Source organism: Pedobacter terrae, assembly GCF_900100705.1.
Taxonomy (GTDB): domain Bacteria; phylum Bacteroidota; class Bacteroidia; order Sphingobacteriales; family Sphingobacteriaceae; genus Pedobacter; species Pedobacter terrae.
The window spans coordinates 15,896-33,674 of the sequence record NZ_FNCH01000023.1 but is presented as its reverse complement, the minus strand read 5'-3'; the positions used below and the strand labels follow the sequence as shown (position 1 = coordinate 33,674).

Genomic DNA, 17,779 nt, shown 5'->3' with positions numbered 1-17,779 from the left:
GTTTATGAAAGTATTAAATCCAATTTTAGTGCTGATCGTAATGTTTTTTGTAGCCCGATACAGCAAAACAGATGGAAAAATCACAAAAACAATTACTATTGATTCCTTAGGTGCCTGCCAGGGAATTTCAAAGCAGAATAGAAAATATTTCCTTTATGGCGATAGAGAAGTTGGTGTAATGCGCGAATATAAACTTCAGAAAGACTCGCTTATTTACGAGCATAAGGAATACCAGTTTACCATTAAAGGCAAAAATATCATTAAACATCCTACGGGTATTGCCTACCAAAAGGGCTTACCAACATTTGTGGGCAACTCGGTTAAACAAAATGCAGCAGGCACACTTTGGAAAGCAGAAATTAACTGCATCAATTGGTCAGGCTTTTTAAAAAGCAGAAAATTAGATGGAAACCTGCTTAAAACTATTGAGGATGATGCCTGCATTCAGGGCACACGACCAGAATATGTAAATTACAAAGGGCATTGGTACGTGGCCACAGCCGATTATGGTAATAAAGCTAACGAAGTGCGTTTGTACAATCCCGAAGCCTTATCGAGAGCCAACAAAACCAGTGAAAAGGGTGTGCTTTTCAAAAAATTCACTTGTTCGCCATGGGTACAAAATTTACATTTTATTGCAAATAAAGGAATACTCGTTTTAATCCAAAATCAGATTGAAGGACGTAAATGGAGATTCACCTTTATTGATCTGGAGAAATCGTTAACCAAAGGACAAGAAGTTGTTTTAGATGTAGTCGATACCGATAAATCAGATGAACTGGAGGGTTTCACCTTTACCGATAAAGCCGATAAGGGGATTGCCGTTAGCTCTTCGCGCAAAAACAATGTGAGTTTTATGGCTTTCACATTTAGCGGTTAGCATCAAACAACAATACAGCAATAAATTTATCCTATCGGTTGGTGCCTCACCGACCGAAATAGCACATTTGTTAAAATCAGGAAATGAAGAGCATGTGGTTCTTGGCGGCATGCTGTCCCGCTTTGCATTCCAAGTCCTCGCTGCGCTCCGGGCTTTACATTGCAATCGGGTTTAGGAACAAAGGTTTTGCACCCTGCAACCTCAAAAATGAAAGACTGCTGTGGCCACTTAGCCCTGGCTGAAGCGATTACCCTGCAGCAACGAGGTACGAGGAGCGAAGCGTAAAAGCGGAAGACGGGAAGAAACTTTTGTTATGTACAGGCCTCGCGCTCCAAATAAGCTTGCAGCTACCTAAATTTGTCTGTTAATAAGGTTAGGGATATATGAACATGTAATTATGTAGTAAAAGATCCTTAGACTACGCTACCATTGACAGCCCAATAGAAAAATCGTCATTGCGAGGCACGAAGCAATCTTAAAGCGCTCGCTACTAGCGATAGTTGTAAGATTGGCTGCCTGCGGCAGGCAGGCTTCGGCGGCTGAAAAAGCCTTCTCGCAATGACGATACCTCTGGGAGATTTATTTCTATTATCCTATCGGTTGGTGTCTCACCGACCGAATAAACCCTTTCTTTCAACGACGAATTCTGTAGAAGGCCCATCACCTTCTTTACTTTCCTTTTACACATCTTCGCCGTATCTTTATATCATTAAAAAGAGGAAAGATATATGAATACTGAAAAAGCCATTCTTGCTGGCGGTTGCTTTTGGGGAGTAGAAGAACTGATCCGTCATTACCCAGGTGTAATTTCTACAGTTGTAGGATACACCGGTGGCGACGTTCCAAATGCCACTTACCGGAACCATGGTACCCATGCCGAAGCCATTGAAATTACCTTTGATCCAACTGTTTTAACCTACCGTAAACTATTGGAATATTTCTTTCAGATCCACGATCCGAGCACACGCAACAGACAGGGAAATGATGTAGGTACATCCTACCGATCAGCCATATTTTATAATAGCGACGAACAGAAAGAAACCGCTGAAGCATTAATTGCCGAGTTGGATGCATCTGGCAAATGGCCGGGCAAAATTGTAACCGAAGTGGTACCCGAAACAGATTTCTGGAATGCAGAAGAAGAACACCAGGATTATTTACAGAAAAACCCTTACGGTTATACCTGCCATTTTGAAAGACCCGATTGGAAGTTGAATTAATAACCAATATTAAAGCACGTTTTCATTTTTAAATAAAATGGTCTGTGAAGACACAGACCATGGCACATAAATAAAAGGGCAACTTTCTTAATCGAAAATTGCCCTTTTGTTTAAAAATCAGATCATCACTAAAGTTCTAATCATCATCATCTTTTTTCTTTTTTTCAAGGATCACAAAAGCGCTTCGTTTGGGTGCCGGCATTACTGATTGTTCACCTTTAACCGATTTCCAGATCACTTCATTTAAATCTAAATCGGGTGCAGAATCTTCTTTGGCAAAATTAAAAAGTTCAGAGCGTTTACTGCTTTCGTTAACGGCCACATTTCTGGTATCTAAGTCAATAAGCGGCTGAATTACATTGTAGGGTGTAAAATCTGGTTTAGCGGTAAAACATTCGTATAGTGGCATGGCAGCAGCATCATACTGACTCATTGGTGGCAAACCCAATATAAGTTCCATTGTTCTTAAAAACCCAGAAGTAGAATACATCGTATGAACAGGCGTATTCCGCTTAACATAGGGGCCAACCACGTATGCCGGCGAACGGTGCGCATCAACATGATCGGGGCCGTTCTGTGCATCATCTTCCAGAATAAAAACAACAGATTCCTTCCAGATTTTGCTGTGCGATAAATGCTCCAGAATGCGGCCAACAGCCAGGTCGTTATCTGCAACCGCAGCCTGTGGCGAATATTTACCTTTCTTTTGTCCGCTGGTATGATCGTTTGAAATGCGTAAAGTGCTAAACTGAGGCACCGCCCCAGCCACCAGTAAAGAATCGAAATCGTGCTGCCAGGCATCTACCCGCACCTGATCTTTAATATCCATGTCAAAACCTGGTGATGCGGCGCACATATGGCCCTGCAGCGATTTAATATTCGCTTTGCCATAATCGCCAAACTCGCCATAACTGCGGTAGCTTACGCCTGCCCGCTGACAGTAATCCCAGATAAAACCACCTTTTGGGTAAGTAACAGGACGGCCACCTTCGAAATTAGTGCTTCCACCGCGTGCACCATAGCTGGTAGGCCAGGTTTTTTCCACCACATCGGTGGCGTAAGCCGCCATACTCCAGTTATGCCCATCAGCACTTACCTCGGCATCCACATAAAAATTATCAAGCAACACATAGTTTTCTGCAAAGGCATGCTGGTTAGGCGTAATTTTTCTTCCGAATAGCGTTAAGGTAGAATCGCCGTTACCTTTTGATAGGTCACCAAGTACCTGATCGTACGTTCTGTTTTCTTTGATGATATAAAAAACATGTTTGATAGGCGATTGTTCTCCCTGTTTTCGCGGAATTGGATTTCCGGCTTCACCATCTGCAGTAAGGGTCCGCTTAGCTGTAAATGGCGTATTGGCATAAACCTGTTTGGTGTATATTTTTAATTGTTCAGGTTTTGGTGCATCTATAAAAGATAAAGTTCCTTTAAACAATCCTGCTATATATTGAAGCCGGCTATTGGCGGTACTGCCCATCTGGTAACCACTGTTATCTACCTTAGATATGGGTTGTGGTCCCTTGGGATTGGCCATAGAGGTATTGCCTTTGCCATTGGTAACTAAAATTTTATTACCCAATACCTTAACACTAGTTGGGTACCAGCCTACCGGAATAAAACCCTGACTCTGGCTTACCCCTGGTTTACTTACATCAAAGACCGCTAAACAATTATTGTCAGCATTGGCAATGTACAACGTTTTCTCATTGGTACTTAAAGCCAGGCCATTGGTGGTAGAACCTGTTAATTGTGTAGCATAAAGCGTGGTGGCAATGGTTTCGATTACCTTATTGTTTAGGGTGTTAATTACCGAAACAGTATTATCATTCGCATTGGCCACAAACAAAGTATTCCCCTTTTTATTAAGTAACAGCTCATTTGGGTGATCGCCAACAGCAATACGCTGCGAAAGGGTTTCTGATGCCAGATCAACAACAGCGATAGATTTACTGCCCCAGAGTGAAACATACAGTTTGCTTTCATCTCCAGACAAAACACAGCTATAGGCAATTGCCGGAAGCTGTATTTTTTTAAGAATCTGTTTTTCAAGAAGATTAATAATATACAAACTGCTGTCTTCTTTAGTTACCGTATATAATTTGCTGTTATTTTTATTGACTACAATTCCTGCCGGACTTATTTTCCCTTTTGGCCAAACCGGACCAAGTTTAATGGTGTCACTTTTGGCGAGTTTACCGTTCTGGATATTAAAATCTAAAATCCAGTTGTCGTTACCGCCTGAGGCGTAAAGGTGTTTTTCGTCTTTACTAAAGGCAATGCCATACCACGATTTAGTCAAAACTTTTTCATCAACAGTCTTTTCGCTTTTGGCATCAATCAATTGTAGCGACTGCGTACTTTGTCCGTTATTGGTTATCGCCAGGTACTTACCCGAAGGGCTTAACTGCATGTTTAAAGGCAGATCGCCCAATTGTAAGGAGTGGCCTGCCGGACTTAGTTTCCATCCATTAGGCAATAAAATCTGTTGCGTAGCTTCGTTTTTGCCAGGCGCCTGTGTAAATCCTTTCTTTATGAAAAGGAAACATAACAATATTAAAAAGTATATTTTTTTCATTTTCTTAAACTGAATTTGCAATATTAGCGGTGGAGATTAAAATTAACGAGTGCCCTGATGGTATACCCATTGCCAGAGGCGACAGAACCAATTTCCCTAATGGCCTCTGATGGAATCACATTACTACGGGTTGCATAAAAAACAGGTCCTCCGGAAATAGAAAAAGAGAGTTTCGAATGGCTTGGTTCCAGGTTGATTGATGGCCCAAGCATCAACTTTGCGCCACCTTCTGCCTCGTCTTTTTCCCAAAACCCTTCTAAATCTTGTCCTAAGGCTTCAAAACCTATATACAAAACGTTAGAAACGCGGTGTTGATATCCAAAACTGCTAATAAAATCAAGTTTATCTCTGGTTTTATCAAAAGCTTTTTCAAAACGAAGATTACCCGCCATTCTCCAGTTTGTCTGATCAAATGAAGCCGTAATCCGGCTGATCGCAGCACCAATACTCGACCAATCTCTACTTAAACCTAAGCCTGCACCTAACCTGAAACCGGACATGCCTTTGCCACCTACCAAATCTCTGATTACTTCAGCCTGTTGCGCAGAGGTTACGCCTCCTGAATTGGCAAAACCGATTGCTGCTGTTGCATACAAGGTGAACCTGCTTCCTAAATACCCTTTAACACCAAACTGCTGCCCTAAGCCATCATAACCGAATTGTCCATTTGTCCTTTCGCCATAACTTCCGGAATAATGGATATTCCAACGGGGGTTTTCTGCGGTTAAGGTATTCAACGAAAACAGAAAGGGCTGTGCAGCATCAGTTCCTGTTTTAATTTCTGGCTTGGTTTCGCTTATTTTTTGTGCAGCACAATTTAAAACGACACCGGCAAAAACAAGCATCAAAAATATCTTTTTCATCACTATTGTTTATTTGTTAAAATTTGGTTTCATTTAATAATGGCGATCCGCTTGCATTTACCTGGTAAGTTTGGATCTTATCATTTTCATCAACCTCTACTATCCGGTAACCTTTATAAGCGGTACCCCAGTTTCCACCTATATGTGCGTCGAAAAAATGAGGCAGTTTATCGGTATAAAAAACCGAATCAAGACTATGGTCGTGCCCATGGAATACCGCTTTTACATTTGGATAGCTATGTAGCAGCTTAATCGTATCTGTACATTCTACAAAAGGGCTTTCTGGCACCCAAAAATGGGGCGGAATGTGCAGCACCACGAAAACAGTTTTAAGACTTTTGAACTTATCTAATTCTTGTTTTAGGAAATCGTTATCAGGGCATAAATAAGTTCCTTTGGTATCAGAAGTATTGGCTAAAACAAAACCCACTCCATTCTTTTCGAAAGAGAAGTTATCCCCATAACCAAAAACCGATTGCCATATCCTGGTGTCGGCATGATCATGGTTACCTGGGATGGCATAAAAAGGAACTTTGAGTTTATCGTAATAATTCTGCTTCACTTCTGGCAACAAATCAGGACGATCATGTACCAGATCGCCATTGATGATAACAAAGTTTAACGGGCTTTTATCATGACACTCATTCAGCCACTTAACAATATTGTCGTGGTGGCGTTTATAATCTGTTCCGGGCTGACCGTAATGACCATCAGATGCAATGGCAAAACGTAGTTTGAGGACCTCAGCAGAACGAGCAGAAACAGGATGCTGTTCATCTGCAAATGAGGATAAAACCGGCGAAATACTGGCCGCAACAGCAGCTGCCAAACTATTTTTCAGAAAAAACCGTCTGTTAGGCATAAGGATAAAACACGTTTTGTATCAAAGCCCAATATTAGGGTGATCAAGCTTCCTAAACATAAATTTTATGTTATGATTAGGTTAACAAAACCTTATTTATGTATCAATTTTATAACAAACGACCGATGCAGATGCTTCGTATAACATAATATCTGCCCGATAAAACAATTTACCAATTGAAGGGATTATTCTATTATGAAACTACTTCAATCATTACTCGCCGGCTTTGCAGGTGCTGCAGCCTTGAATATATTACATGAAAGTGTTAGGCAGCTTGATCCGGATGCACCAAGGATCGACCTTTTGGGCGAACAGGCCCTGTCCAAATCGATGAAAAAATTAAACCTTGATGCACCTCGCGGCAATAATCTTTATCTGGCCACACTCGCTGGTGACATCATAAGCAATGGTTTATATTATAGTGCCATTGGTTTAGGAGATAGAAAAAACATCTATTTAAAAGGTGCTATTGCAGGCATTACCGCAGGATTAGGCGCAATTAACATTCCAGATCAGGTTGGATTAGATGATACGCCTGTTACTAAAACCAATAAAACAAAAATATTAACAGTAGCGTGGTACGTAATTGGCGGACTGGTAACTGCAGCCGTTTTTAACCGCTTAAAAAAAGCTTAGTATTAATGAGAATTCCCCGATTCATTCTTTGGCTCTTTTCTATTGCTTTTGTAGCAAACATACTTTCCTGCAAAACAGGATCGGGAAATTTATTCAGGGCCGCCAGTCCGCATGAGCAATATCAAAAAAAGCTGGTTAATGTAGGCCTGGATAAAACAGCAATGGGATCAGCATGGTTAAATGCCGCTACGATTAGTACGCAAAAAGCATTAAACATTAGTATTCCTTATAAAGAGAACGGTTATTTTGCTGCCGATCAGGTTAGGGCGACTGCTTATAAATTCAATGTAACAAAGGGTCAAAAATTAACGATTAAGCTGAACAGAAAACCATCTGTTGATGCCTTGATTTATACTGACGTTTGGCATAGCACAGATCAAACCCAAAAACTCATTGCCTCAGCCGATACCTTAAATAATCCAATCGTGTTTGATGTTGATGAAACGGGCACTTATCTGATCAGGCTCCAACCCGAACTGTTGCAGAGTGTAGCATACGAACTAGAAATTACCACTGGACCATCGCTTGCCTTCCCTGTAAAATCAAAAAACACCAACAGCATAAAAAGTTATTGGGGTGATGGCAGGGATAATAATGCTAGAAAACATGAAGGTGTAGATATTTTTGGCAATTTTAGAACGCCTGTTCTGGCGATTTCGGAAGGAACGGTAACGCGGGTAAATGAAAATAACCTGGGTGGAAAAGTAGTGTGGATGCGCCCGAAGGGTAAAAATTACACATTATATTATGCCCATTTAGATGAACAGATTGCCGTAGAAGGACAGGAAGTAAAAATTGGAGATACCTTGGGGCTTATGGGAAATACCGGCAATGCCCGCTCCACACCTACCCATTTACATTTTGGTATTTACACCGCTAATGGTGCGGTAAACCCACTACCATTTATAGATCCGGTAACCAAAATTCCAAGTGCTGTTACCGCTTCGGGCATTAACTTAAATAAAATTTCAAGGACTACAATTGCCACTAAAATGGTCTCTTCACCAGAAAGTAAAGCAAATATTTTAACTTCGCTTAACACGGGAACAATTTTACAGGCAAATGCTGCAACCGGAAATTACTACCAGGTAGAACTGCCAGATGGAAGCAAAGGTTTTATCCAAAGCAAGAGTCTCGTACAAGCTGTCGAGCCTTTAAAAAAGTTTAAAATAAATCTGCTTCAGCAAAAAGTTTATGATCAACCCGATAGTTTAGCAGCGATTAAAACAACGTTAAAAGAAGGACAAAGTGTAAATCTTTTAGGTACTTTCGGCAAGTATCAACTCATTCATGCGGATACAGAAACCGGCTGGATTATAAAATAACGATCAACTGTTTATTCCTTGGTCCGTGTCCCCAAAGATTGAAGAAAAATAGCTTTGTAATGAAATAAATGATTAAAGAGTCTAAAAAAAGGACTTATCGAAACACAGACCTTAAATTAGTCTTCGACGAACTATCATTGAGAGGTACATTAGAATGGTCGCCATTTCGACCGCAGTGGAGAAATCTTTGAACTATGTTAAAAAATTTCTCCACTGCGTTGCACTCCGGTCGAAATGACGATACTTCGATAAGATTTACCTTTCAAACTGACAACCTTATTCGACACCATAAACCAATCATATTAATTCCGTGCTTTCCGTGATTCCCTGGCAAAAAAAGAATTATGGAAAATTCAAACCAAATCGCACGTGAGAATACATGAATATTCCCTGGTCTCTGCCCTTGACAGAACAAAACAATAGCTTAATGATTTAAACGTTCATTAAAAAGACTAAAAACAAAAGGTCTGTGGAGATACAGACCTTGGATTAAACTTATAGAATAACGATCAACTGTTTTACTACCAGATAAGCGGCCAATACAAATAAAAATATCGCAATCGATTTATTGATGATCAGGCTACTTAACGCAAATTTTTCCTGGATATAAGTTGCAAAATGCGCATATACATAAAGGGCCAGAGAAGAACCTACACCCGAGCCTAAACTAAATATGACCAGTGAAAGGTAATCGGTTTGGATCCATTGGTGTAAAATTACATAATTACCAAAAAACAGCCAGAATGGAATCTGTACCGGATTTAACACCCCTAAAATTAATCCATACAAAAGGCTTCCACTGCGTTTATCCTCTTTTTTATTAGTGGTTTTCGGAACTTTTTTCCTGTTTTTCCAGGTAATGGTACCCATCACCAGAAACATCACAATCATAAAGCAATCTACCAAAGTACTTAACCTAACCTCGCTCACGGCCTCATTCGGGTTGATATCGCTCATCGCCCATCGGGCAAAGCGCATCATACCAAAAGTAAAAAACACCTCTACACACGAAAAAGATAAAATGAAATACCATACCTGCCGCATGCCTTTATTAATAGCAAGCTGCGCAACAGTAAGATTGATGTTGCCCGGAGGGATATACCCCATGGCATTGAGAATGATGCCGATGAAAAACGTTAGAAGAAGCATTGCCGAAATTATGGATTTAAATTTAAATGCGTGGCCAAATATTTCCCCGTGTAAGAATTTTCCACTTTAACCAACTCTTCAGGCACTCCTTCAAATACCACGTTACCACCCCCATCTCCACCTTCCGGACCAATATCAATAACCCAATCGGCACACTTAATCATATCCATATTATGTTCAATAACCAAAATGGTATTGCCTTGCTCAATAAGTGTATTTAATGCTTTTAAAAGCTTTTTAATATCATGAAAGTGCAAACCAGTGGTCGGCTCATCAAAAATAAATACGGTTTTGTTGGCATTGTTGCCTTTAATAAGAAATGAAGCCAGTTTGATCCGCTGTGCCTCACCACCAGATAAAGTATTGGAAGATTGACCCAAATGCACATAACCCAAGCCCACATCAACCAATGGATTTAACTTATTCAGGATCTTTTGTTCGTCTTTAAAGAAATCAACCGCCTCATCAATGGTCATATCCAAAATTTCAGAAACATTTTTCTCCTTATAGGTTACATCTAACACCTGTTGTTTAAACCGTTTGCCATTACAAGCCTCGCAAGGCAGGTAAATATCGGCCATAAACTGCATTTCGATCTTCACCTCACCCTCACCCTGACAAACATCGCAACGGCCACCTTCTACGTTAAATGAGAAAGCAGCAGGTTTCAGTCCGGCAGCTTTTGCAGCGGCTAAGCCCGAAAAAAGTGCACGGATATCATCCCAGGCTTTCACATAAGTAACCGGATTGGAGCGGCTAGAGCGGCCAATCGGGTTCTGATCAACCATTTCTACAGCACTTACCAGATCATAATTACCAAAAATACCATCGTAAGCACCTGTTTGTTCACCGGCATAGTTTCCGATGGCTTTTTGTAAAGCCGGATATAAAATCTTTTTAACCAAACTGGTCTTACCCGATCCCGAAACACCACTCACTGCAGTAAAAACCCCTAACGGGAACTTTACATCAATATGCTGAAGATTGTTCTCCCTTGCGCCTTTAATCAGGATATGATCTTTCCACTTACGGCGTTTCTCCGGAATGGCAATTTTCTCTATCCCGGAAAGATAACGGCCCGTTAAACTATTTTTATCTTTTAAAATCTCCTCGTAATTACCACTAAAAACCAGGTTACCCCCATGGGTACCTGCCTCAGGGCCAATATCGATAATGTGATCGGCAGCACGCATCATTTCTTCTTCGTGCTCCACCACTAACACCGTATTACCTACATTTCGGAGCGAAACCAGCACTTCAATCAGTTTATTGGTATCTCGCGGATGTAAACCGATACTGGGCTCATCCAATACATAAACCGATCCCACCAGGCTACTACCTAAAGATGTTGCCAGGTTAATCCTTTGCGATTCACCTCCCGATAGCGTATTCGATAAACGGTTTAAGGTAAGGTAACCTAAACCAACATTGTTTAGATAGAGAAAACGGTTATCTATCTCTGCCAGCAAACGTTTGGCAATTTTAGTGTCGTTTACACTCAACTTTAACTCGTTAAAGAAAACCAACGCTTTCGATAAGGGCATCAGCACCACATCGATAATTGATTTTTCGGCAATTTTAACGTACGATGCATCTTTGCGCAAACGCGAACCCTTACAATCAGGGCAAGTAGTTTTACCGCGATAGCGTGATAACATTACCCGATACTGGATTTTATAGGTCTGCTCCTCCAATTCCTTGAAAAAAGCATCCAAACCAGCAAAATATTTATTTCCATTCCAAAGTAATTGCTGTTCTTTTTCAGTAAGCGCACTATAGGAGCGGTGGATAGGAAAATCGAATTTTGGTGCAGCTTTTATAAAGTTTTGCAACCAAACGTTCATTTTTTCGCCACGCCAGGGGGCAATGGCATTATCATATACACTTTTACTTTTGTCTGGAATAACCAGATCTTCATCAATACCGATTACGTTTCCATAACCCTCGCAGCGTTTACAGGCGCCATAAGGGTTATTAAAAGAGAAAAAGTTTGGTGTAGGTTCTTCGAATTTTATTCCATCCAGTTCAAAACGGTCGCTAAAATGTTTCGTTGTACCCTGGGCTTCTACATAACAATCGCCTTTACCCTCAAAAAAAGCGGTCTGTGCCGAATCTGCCAGTCTGCTCAAAGTTTCTTCTTCCTGGTTGGTTACAATCCGGTCAATCAGAATCTGAACGGTTTTATCGTCGGTAAGTTCTTCATCTTTAAAATCGGCATCATCTAAAATAGTTTCTATCTTTTCTATTTTATCATTAATCAGTACGCGTAAAAATCCTTTCTGTAATAAAATCGCCAGTTCTTCTTTAATAGTACGGTTGTTATGCGGATATAAAGGACAAAAAATGGTTACCGTGGTATCTTCAGGCATTGCATTTACATAATCTACCACCGTGCTTACCGAATCCTTTCTCACTTCTTTGCCCGAAACAGGCGAAATGGTTTTCCCTATGCGCGAGAAAAGCAGTTTCAGGTAATCGTAAATTTCAGTCGAGGTACCGACGGTAGAACGTGGGTTGGAAGTAATCACCTTTTGTTCGATGGCAATTGCCGGGGCAATACCTTTAATATAGTCAACATCGGGTTTATTCATCCTGCCCATAAACTGGCGGGCATATGATGATAAACTTTCTACGTATCGGCGTTGTCCTTCTGCATATAAAGTATCAAATGCAAGCGACGATTTACCCGAACCAGACATCCCCGTTACCACCACAAGTTTGTTTTTTGGAATGGCAACATCAATGTTTTTTAGGTTGTGCACCCGGGCACCTTTTATGATAATATTTTTATGCGGATCTTTTTCGGCCTCTTTTTTGCTCATGTATGGTAACGAATATAAATATATAACCCCAGAATGTGGTTAGGGTTTTTAGAAGATACAAAAATAGGGTACTAAGACGGTTAATTTTTTTTTTAACATTATATTTTTTGTTTTTGATAAAAAAATAACTTTCTTTGGACATTAACAACCTCAAAACCAAACTAACACATTTCAAAAAGCATAGGAGATAAGCTATAGAAATTAAACATCTACAAATTAATTTTTAGCAAATAGTACGGGATTTAGTGTAGGTAAACCTATGAATTTACAATCATATAATGATCAGGACCTGGTAAAGGTATATATTGCCGGGAACGAGAATGGATTGCAGGAACTTTTAAGAAGACATAAAAGTAAAATTTATACCTCTATCTACTTATTGGTTAAAGACCAATATCTGGCGGAGGATATATTTCAGGATGCTTTTATCAAAGTGATTAACACCCTGCGATCGGGAAGATATAACGAAGAAGGTAAATTTTTACCTTGGGTAATGCGTATTGCGCATAACCTGGTTATTGATTATTTCAGAAGAGAAAAAAGAACACCCATCATCACCAGTGCTGATGGAATGGATGTATTCAATACGCTACACTTTTATGATGAAAGCGCAGAGGATAAAATGCTTCGCGATCAGACCCATAAAGATTTGAAAGCGATGATCCATTTATTGCCTGATGAGCAGAAAGAAGTACTCCTGATGCGCCATTACGCTGACTTAAGTTTCAAAGAGATAGCTGATTTAACTGATGTAAGCATTAATACCGCCTTGGGCCGTATGCGTTATGCATTAAGTAATTTGCGTAAAATGCTTAAAACAAAAGAGATGACCTACAAAGGGTAGTAAAAATGTTACAGACTTTTTTTGAGGGCTTGAAATAAAGCATCTGAACTATCGTTAAGTTTATAAAACTTATCACATTTAGTTTGCTTATGACAAAAACCTCTACATCACAAAACAATGTAAATTTACCTACACCCAACATGTTTCAGCCTAGAACTGATATAGAATCAGATGCAGAAATCGACTTATTTTATGATCAAATAAAAGGTAAGTTGGATAGACTGGCCAAAGATCCTCAAGATGAAACCATCAATAAGATTTTAGCTTACAGCAGGTCGTTATAAAATTTATACTTGTAAAAAAGGTTGTTCCACAGGGTGAGACAACCTTTTTTTTTTGCGTATGGAAGAGGTAAGATGGGTGATGGTTCATTAGCCATTGGTTCATTGGTAATTGCCAACTGCAAACTAGATGGGTCGTTAATTCATTCGTCATTGGTTCATTAGTAACTCAAACTGCCGATTCCCCTTTCAATGCGTCATCCTGAACTTGTTTCAGGATCCAGCAAACCGGATTATAATACAATCTGCTCACTGAGAACTGTACTAATGCTTAATTATAAATCGGTTAACTAAATCGCCCCGGCATCCGTCATACTATACTTATTTCAGGTCCAACATCAGTGTTTGATTTGGTTATTTGCAAATCCCAACACCAATCGTCGTCCTGAACTTGTTTCAGGATCTAATATCCGATTTAATGTAAACTGCTCAATGAAACTGCAATAACGGTCTATTCTAAATCAGTTAACAGCAAATACCCTCCCTCATCCATCTTCCATCTTCCTATAAATGGCCCAATTTTTACAATATCCTACCATAAAAAGCCATACCTTTGCATAGTGTAATTTTAACACTAAGGGCGCTATGAACAAGAACTTACTTCCACTTACTTTAGGAGGCTTAGGCATCGGAATCACGGAATTTGTAATGATGGGCTTATTGCCCGATATCGCTAAAGATCTGGTAGTAACCATTCCACAGGCCGGGCATTTAATCTCTGCCTATGCACTAGGAGTAGTCATCGGTGCACCTTTGTTAATTATAATTGCAGGGAAATATCCACCAAAAATGATATTGATCGCTTTAATGATCATGTTTACCGTTTTTAATGCTTTTTCTGCTTTTGCCCCAACCTTTAATACTTTATTTATTGCCCGGTTGCTTTCGGGTTTACCGCATGGTGCATTCTTCGGCGTAGGATCGGTTGTAGCCAGCAGAATAGCCGAAAAGGGTAAAGCCGCGCAGGCGGTATCATTGATGTTTATGGGCTTAACCATTGCCAATATTGTAGGTGTACCTTTGGGTACTTTTATCGGTCACAACTTCTCCTGGCGCATATCTTTTGCTGTAGTGGTATTTGTAGGTTTGGTAACCTTATTAAGCTTAAAATTATGGCTACCTGCGTTAGAAGCGACAAAAAATCGTGATTTAAAAGCCGAACTAAGTTTCTTTAAAAAGAGAGAGGCGTGGATCATCATTTTTATGATCTCTATCGGCACGGGTGGGTTATTTACCTGGTACAGCTATATCGCGCCATTAATGACAGATGTTGCAGGCTTTTCGCCAAATGCGGTAACTTATATATTAATGCTGGCCGGTTTGGGCATGATGTTCGGCAATTACATTGGTGGACGTCTGGCCGATAAATTCTCCCCTGCCAAGGCATCTGCAGCTTTATTGCTCACTATGGTGGTTACCTTAACCATTGTACACTTTGTATCTGCAAGTCAGCCATTAGCTTTAATGATGACTTTTATTACCGGTGCGGTTGCTTTCTCGTTAGCTGCTCCCATCCAGATGTTGATGATTCAGAGCGCCAAAGGCTCCGAAATGCTGGCCGCCTCCGCCAGTCAGGCGAGTTTTAACATTGGTAACGCCCTGGGCGCTTTCTTTGGCGGGCTTCCGTTGGTGTATGGTTTCGATTATACTTCACCAGCTTATGTTGGCGCAGCAATGGCTTTGGTGGGCGCATTATTTGCCTTCTGGCTCATCAAAAGCAATCAAGGTGCAACAGAAAAGGTTAAAGTGCCAGCTACTTCTTTTCATTAAATGCGCTTTCTTTTTGGAAAACAAAGGGCAGTGCATTTTTAGTTCTGCAGCCCTGCTGTGCACTATAGCCTCGCAGAAAAAGCTCGGGCTGCCTTTTCCATCAGGTTTATGATCAAGGGTCTGTGCCGTTAATAAAAAAAACCTGCGCGGCAACTTTTGAATAAGTGAATGACAGAATGAGAAAACCCAAACCATTCTCTCCTTCAAAACTCAATTATTTCACGCATTCAAAACGCTACCTCCCCCATTCTCTTCAACAGCTTTAAATGAGATTTTATCCCTCCGAAATAACTGGTACAATTAGGCGTTATGCCATTTTCATTTAACATTTCATATAATATCTTACTGATTTGCGGATAATACACATGGTGATAATGCGGAAATAAATGATGGGTAATATGGTTATTAAAGCCGCCTAAAATAAAGTTTGCCGTTTTACTGAAAGGATGCATATCGTTTGAACTCCTGATCTGGTTCATGAGCCAGGACGCATTAATATAACCCCGCGTATCAGTTTTAGGATATTCCGTATTCTCTACATGGTGGGTCATAAAAAAGGTAAACAACAAGAATAACGACTGACTTAGGTGCATCATTAAAAAACCAGTTAGCACCACATACCAGGGCTGGATTGCAAATATCATGGGCAAAACAAATAACCAACTGATATAGATCGATTTTTGGAACACAAACGACAGGTAATATCTCATGTTCTTTTTGGCGCCATAACCATCGTCACTAAATAGAATCACAAAATCTTTAATAAAAATCCAGAACAGCGAATACGTTGTATAAGCTAATGGTGCATACAGGTGTTGGTACGCATGAAACCAATAATGTTTGCTGCCTGGAACCACGCGGATCAATTTCGATATTTTAAGGTCTGAATCATAATCTTCTACATTTGGCGCATAATGATGAGAATTAACATGACGCAGTTTCCAAGCCTCAGCATGCGCCCCAACCAGTGTATAAATAGCTACAAAGCAAATGTGGTTGAGCCGCTTGCTTTTAAAGATGGTATTATGAGAAAAGTCGTGTGAAAAGTTAAAAGCAAAGAGTAGCGAGATAAAACCATAGATCACAAAACAACCCACAAAACCAGTCGGGTTAGTGATATGGTACAAAGCTAAATAGGTAAATAAGGTGAGCAAGAAATACACCACGAATTTAAGTACGATTATCCACATAAATGCAGATTTATCAGCGACCACTTCTTCGCTGACGCGTTTGTATATCGCTTTTAGCAACTGACTATCAGCCGCCACATGAATATGTTTATCCTTCATATCGCATCGGGATTAAGTTTTCACATCTGCCCATCATTTTCAAAAACCTGAAATGAGAGGCCAGTGATTCGCCATAAGACATTTCCATATAAGTAAGCCCGTGTTTTTTAGCCAGCGCTTTAAAAACTGGAATAATCTCAAGGTAGTGTACATGGCATACGTTAGGAAGCAGGTGATGTACCGCATGAGCATTAAAGCCGCCAAGTGTCCAGTTTAAAAACCTGCTTTCTGAATGATAATCTATTGAGGTCAGCAATTGCAGCTTCGGCCAGCTCATATTCAATTTATGATCCTGATCAGGCACCGGGTGAGCTACATAATCCGATAAATGTGCCACGCCTAATACGGCCACAAACAATAGCGAAATGATAAAATGATTTAACAAAAAAGCCAGTAAAACCGTCTGCCAGCCGAAAGGCAACAGATAGACAGGCAAAATGATCATGTAACCGACATATAAGAGTTTATATATCACCAGCTTTACAGCTTCAGTCCGGGGAATCTCCACTTTAATAGTGCGGCTTGATAAATTGAACAACATCAATGTTTCCCTGAAAAAGAACCAGTTAATGGAATAGAACAGGTAAAGAAACGGCGCATAAATAAACTGATAACGATGGAACCATAACAAAGGCTGAGATTCAGTCATCCTGAATAATGGATTATTCAGCACATCGATATCACTGCCTTCTATATTGGTATATAAATGGTGCGATTCGTTATGGTTTTTGCCCCATACATAGGCGTTGTTCCCTTGCAGGTTAAAACTCAGCGAAAATAGTATCCGGTTCCAGAATTTACTTTTTACTGCTACACCATGGGCCGCATCATGCGAAATATTAAAAGCAGTTAACAAAACTGAAAGTCCCATCAGCAGGTAAAAAGCATAAAATGCAAATACCGAATGACTGGTAATCATTAAGGCATAAAACAGGATGTCCAAACCGAAATAAAGGAAAATCTTGAAAAACATTTTTGTGTTCCCGGTTTTCTGTAGCCCCTTATCAATAAAATACTGTTCAATCTGCTCATTCAATTCTTTATAGAATTCGGAGCCTTCATCTTTTATAAATCTTAATTTGTTCATAATGATTCGTTTTAATCTTAACCAAATCTAAAACATCACACAGATCACCATAAATCTTAAAGATTACAATCGCCTCAATAATTATTGTTTAAAGGAAATAAAAGACGCATGCAAGAGTTTATAAGTTATACTTTACAGTTTGGTCCAGGGAAATAATCCATTTGATTATTAAA

General features: G+C 40.0%; 14 protein-coding genes. 7 read left to right on the top strand and 7 right to left on the bottom strand.

The window, feature by feature from the left end; all coding sequences use genetic code 11:
- The first annotated feature begins 4 nt into the window (after positions 1–4).
- Both BLR60_RS21140 and msrA read left to right on the top strand, forming a co-directional pair.
- Positions 5–880 carry a hypothetical protein gene (locus BLR60_RS21140; RefSeq protein WP_090503628.1) on the top strand — a complete coding sequence of 292 codons (876 nt, stop codon included), beginning with the start codon at positions 5–7 and terminating at the stop codon, positions 878–880.
- Between the two features lie 728 nt (positions 881–1,608).
- Entirely contained in the window at positions 1,609–2,100 is a 492-nt protein-coding gene (msrA, locus tag BLR60_RS21135; RefSeq protein ID WP_090503625.1) for a peptide-methionine (S)-S-oxide reductase MsrA, read from the top strand.
- A 136-nt stretch (positions 2,101–2,236) separates the two neighbouring features.
- Here the strand turns inward: msrA and BLR60_RS21130 are convergent, their stop codons facing one another.
- The 3 genes from BLR60_RS21130 to BLR60_RS21120 are packed head-to-tail and all read right to left on the bottom strand — an operon-like array spanning position 2,237 to position 6,403.
- Entirely contained in the window at positions 2,237–4,678 is a 2,442-nt protein-coding gene (locus BLR60_RS21130; protein WP_090503623.1) for a bifunctional YncE family protein/alkaline phosphatase family protein, read from the bottom strand.
- 23 nt (positions 4,679–4,701) lie between these two features.
- The gene (locus BLR60_RS21125; RefSeq protein WP_090503621.1) at positions 4,702–5,541 is read right to left on the bottom strand and encodes a hypothetical protein; all 840 of its coding nucleotides are present in this window, start codon (positions 5,539–5,541) and stop codon (positions 4,702–4,704) included.
- 16 nt (positions 5,542–5,557) lie between these two features.
- Positions 5,558–6,403, bottom strand: coding sequence for a metallophosphoesterase family protein (locus BLR60_RS21120; protein WP_090503619.1), 846 nt, complete (start codon positions 6,401–6,403; stop codon positions 5,558–5,560).
- 195 nt (positions 6,404–6,598) lie between these two features.
- Here BLR60_RS21120 and BLR60_RS21115 point away from each other — a divergent pair, with 195 nt between their 5' ends.
- Together BLR60_RS21115 and BLR60_RS21110 are read left to right on the top strand one after the other, a co-directional pair.
- Positions 6,599–7,039: a hypothetical protein gene (locus tag BLR60_RS21115; RefSeq protein WP_090503616.1), complete on the top strand. Its 441-nt coding sequence runs from the start codon at positions 6,599–6,601 to the stop codon at positions 7,037–7,039.
- A gap of 5 nt (positions 7,040–7,044) precedes the next feature.
- A complete protein-coding gene (locus BLR60_RS21110) occupies positions 7,045–8,364 on the top strand; it encodes a M23 family metallopeptidase (protein WP_090503613.1) in 1,320 nt (439 codons plus the stop codon).
- Positions 8,365–8,859: 495 nt separating this feature from the next.
- Here BLR60_RS21110 and BLR60_RS21105 read toward each other — a convergent pair whose 3' ends face one another.
- Positions 8,860–9,513: a LysE family transporter gene (locus BLR60_RS21105; RefSeq protein WP_090503611.1), complete on the bottom strand. Its 654-nt coding sequence runs from the start codon at positions 9,511–9,513 to the stop codon at positions 8,860–8,862.
- Between the two features lie 8 nt (positions 9,514–9,521).
- Positions 9,522–12,335, bottom strand: coding sequence for an excinuclease ABC subunit UvrA (gene uvrA / locus BLR60_RS21100; RefSeq protein ID WP_090503609.1), 2,814 nt, complete (start codon positions 12,333–12,335; stop codon positions 9,522–9,524).
- Between the two features lie 259 nt (positions 12,336–12,594).
- Between uvrA and BLR60_RS21095 the strand changes: the two genes are divergently transcribed.
- The 3 genes from BLR60_RS21095 to BLR60_RS21085 all read left to right on the top strand — a co-directional run bounded on the left by BLR60_RS21095 (position 12,595) and on the right by BLR60_RS21085 (position 15,230).
- The gene (locus tag BLR60_RS21095) at positions 12,595–13,179 is read left to right on the top strand and encodes an RNA polymerase sigma factor (protein WP_090503606.1); all 585 of its coding nucleotides are present in this window, start codon (positions 12,595–12,597) and stop codon (positions 13,177–13,179) included.
- Between the two features lie 89 nt (positions 13,180–13,268).
- A complete protein-coding gene (locus BLR60_RS21090) occupies positions 13,269–13,463 on the top strand; it encodes a hypothetical protein (protein ID WP_090503604.1) in 195 nt (64 codons plus the stop codon).
- Between the two features lie 582 nt (positions 13,464–14,045).
- Positions 14,046–15,230, top strand: a complete 1,185-nt coding sequence (locus BLR60_RS21085) for an MFS transporter (protein WP_090503601.1) — start codon at positions 14,046–14,048, stop codon at positions 15,228–15,230.
- A 227-nt stretch (positions 15,231–15,457) separates the two neighbouring features.
- On the opposite strand, the gene BLR60_RS21080 is transcribed toward BLR60_RS21085, so the two are convergent.
- On the bottom strand, positions 15,458–16,519 hold the full coding sequence (locus BLR60_RS21080; RefSeq protein ID WP_090503598.1) for a fatty acid desaturase family protein: 1,062 nt from the start codon (positions 16,517–16,519) through the stop codon (positions 15,458–15,460).
- Positions 16,509–17,606 (bottom strand): fatty acid desaturase family protein, encoded by a 1,098-nt coding sequence (locus tag BLR60_RS21075; RefSeq protein ID WP_090503595.1) that lies wholly within the window; start codon positions 17,604–17,606, stop codon positions 16,509–16,511. Before BLR60_RS21075 ends, BLR60_RS21080 begins: the two co-directional genes overlap by 11 nt.
- Positions 17,607–17,779 lie beyond the last annotated feature (173 nt).

Coding starts and splice junctions, on each gene's coding strand:
- BLR60_RS21140 (WP_090503628.1), top strand. CDS start 5: ATGAAAGTATTAAATCCAATTTTAGTGCTGATCGTAATGTTTTTTGTA.
- msrA (WP_090503625.1), top strand. CDS start 1,609: ATGAATACTGAAAAAGCCATTCTTGCTGGCGGTTGCTTTTGGGGAGTA.
- BLR60_RS21130 (WP_090503623.1), bottom strand. CDS start 4,678: ATGAAAAAAATATACTTTTTAATATTGTTATGTTTCCTTTTCATAAAG.
- BLR60_RS21125 (WP_090503621.1), bottom strand. CDS start 5,541: ATGAAAAAGATATTTTTGATGCTTGTTTTTGCCGGTGTCGTTTTAAAT.
- BLR60_RS21120 (WP_090503619.1), bottom strand. CDS start 6,403: ATGCCTAACAGACGGTTTTTTCTGAAAAATAGTTTGGCAGCTGCTGTT.
- BLR60_RS21115 (WP_090503616.1), top strand. CDS start 6,599: ATGAAACTACTTCAATCATTACTCGCCGGCTTTGCAGGTGCTGCAGCC.
- BLR60_RS21110 (WP_090503613.1), top strand. CDS start 7,045: ATGAGAATTCCCCGATTCATTCTTTGGCTCTTTTCTATTGCTTTTGTA.
- BLR60_RS21105 (WP_090503611.1), bottom strand. CDS start 9,513: ATGCTTCTTCTAACGTTTTTCATCGGCATCATTCTCAATGCCATGGGG.
- uvrA (WP_090503609.1), bottom strand. CDS start 12,335: ATGAGCAAAAAAGAGGCCGAAAAAGATCCGCATAAAAATATTATCATA.
- BLR60_RS21095 (WP_090503606.1), top strand. CDS start 12,595: ATGAATTTACAATCATATAATGATCAGGACCTGGTAAAGGTATATATT.
- BLR60_RS21090 (WP_090503604.1), top strand. CDS start 13,269: ATGACAAAAACCTCTACATCACAAAACAATGTAAATTTACCTACACCC.
- BLR60_RS21085 (WP_090503601.1), top strand. CDS start 14,046: ATGAACAAGAACTTACTTCCACTTACTTTAGGAGGCTTAGGCATCGGA.
- BLR60_RS21080 (WP_090503598.1), bottom strand. CDS start 16,519: ATGAAGGATAAACATATTCATGTGGCGGCTGATAGTCAGTTGCTAAAA.
- BLR60_RS21075 (WP_090503595.1), bottom strand. CDS start 17,606: ATGAACAAATTAAGATTTATAAAAGATGAAGGCTCCGAATTCTATAAA.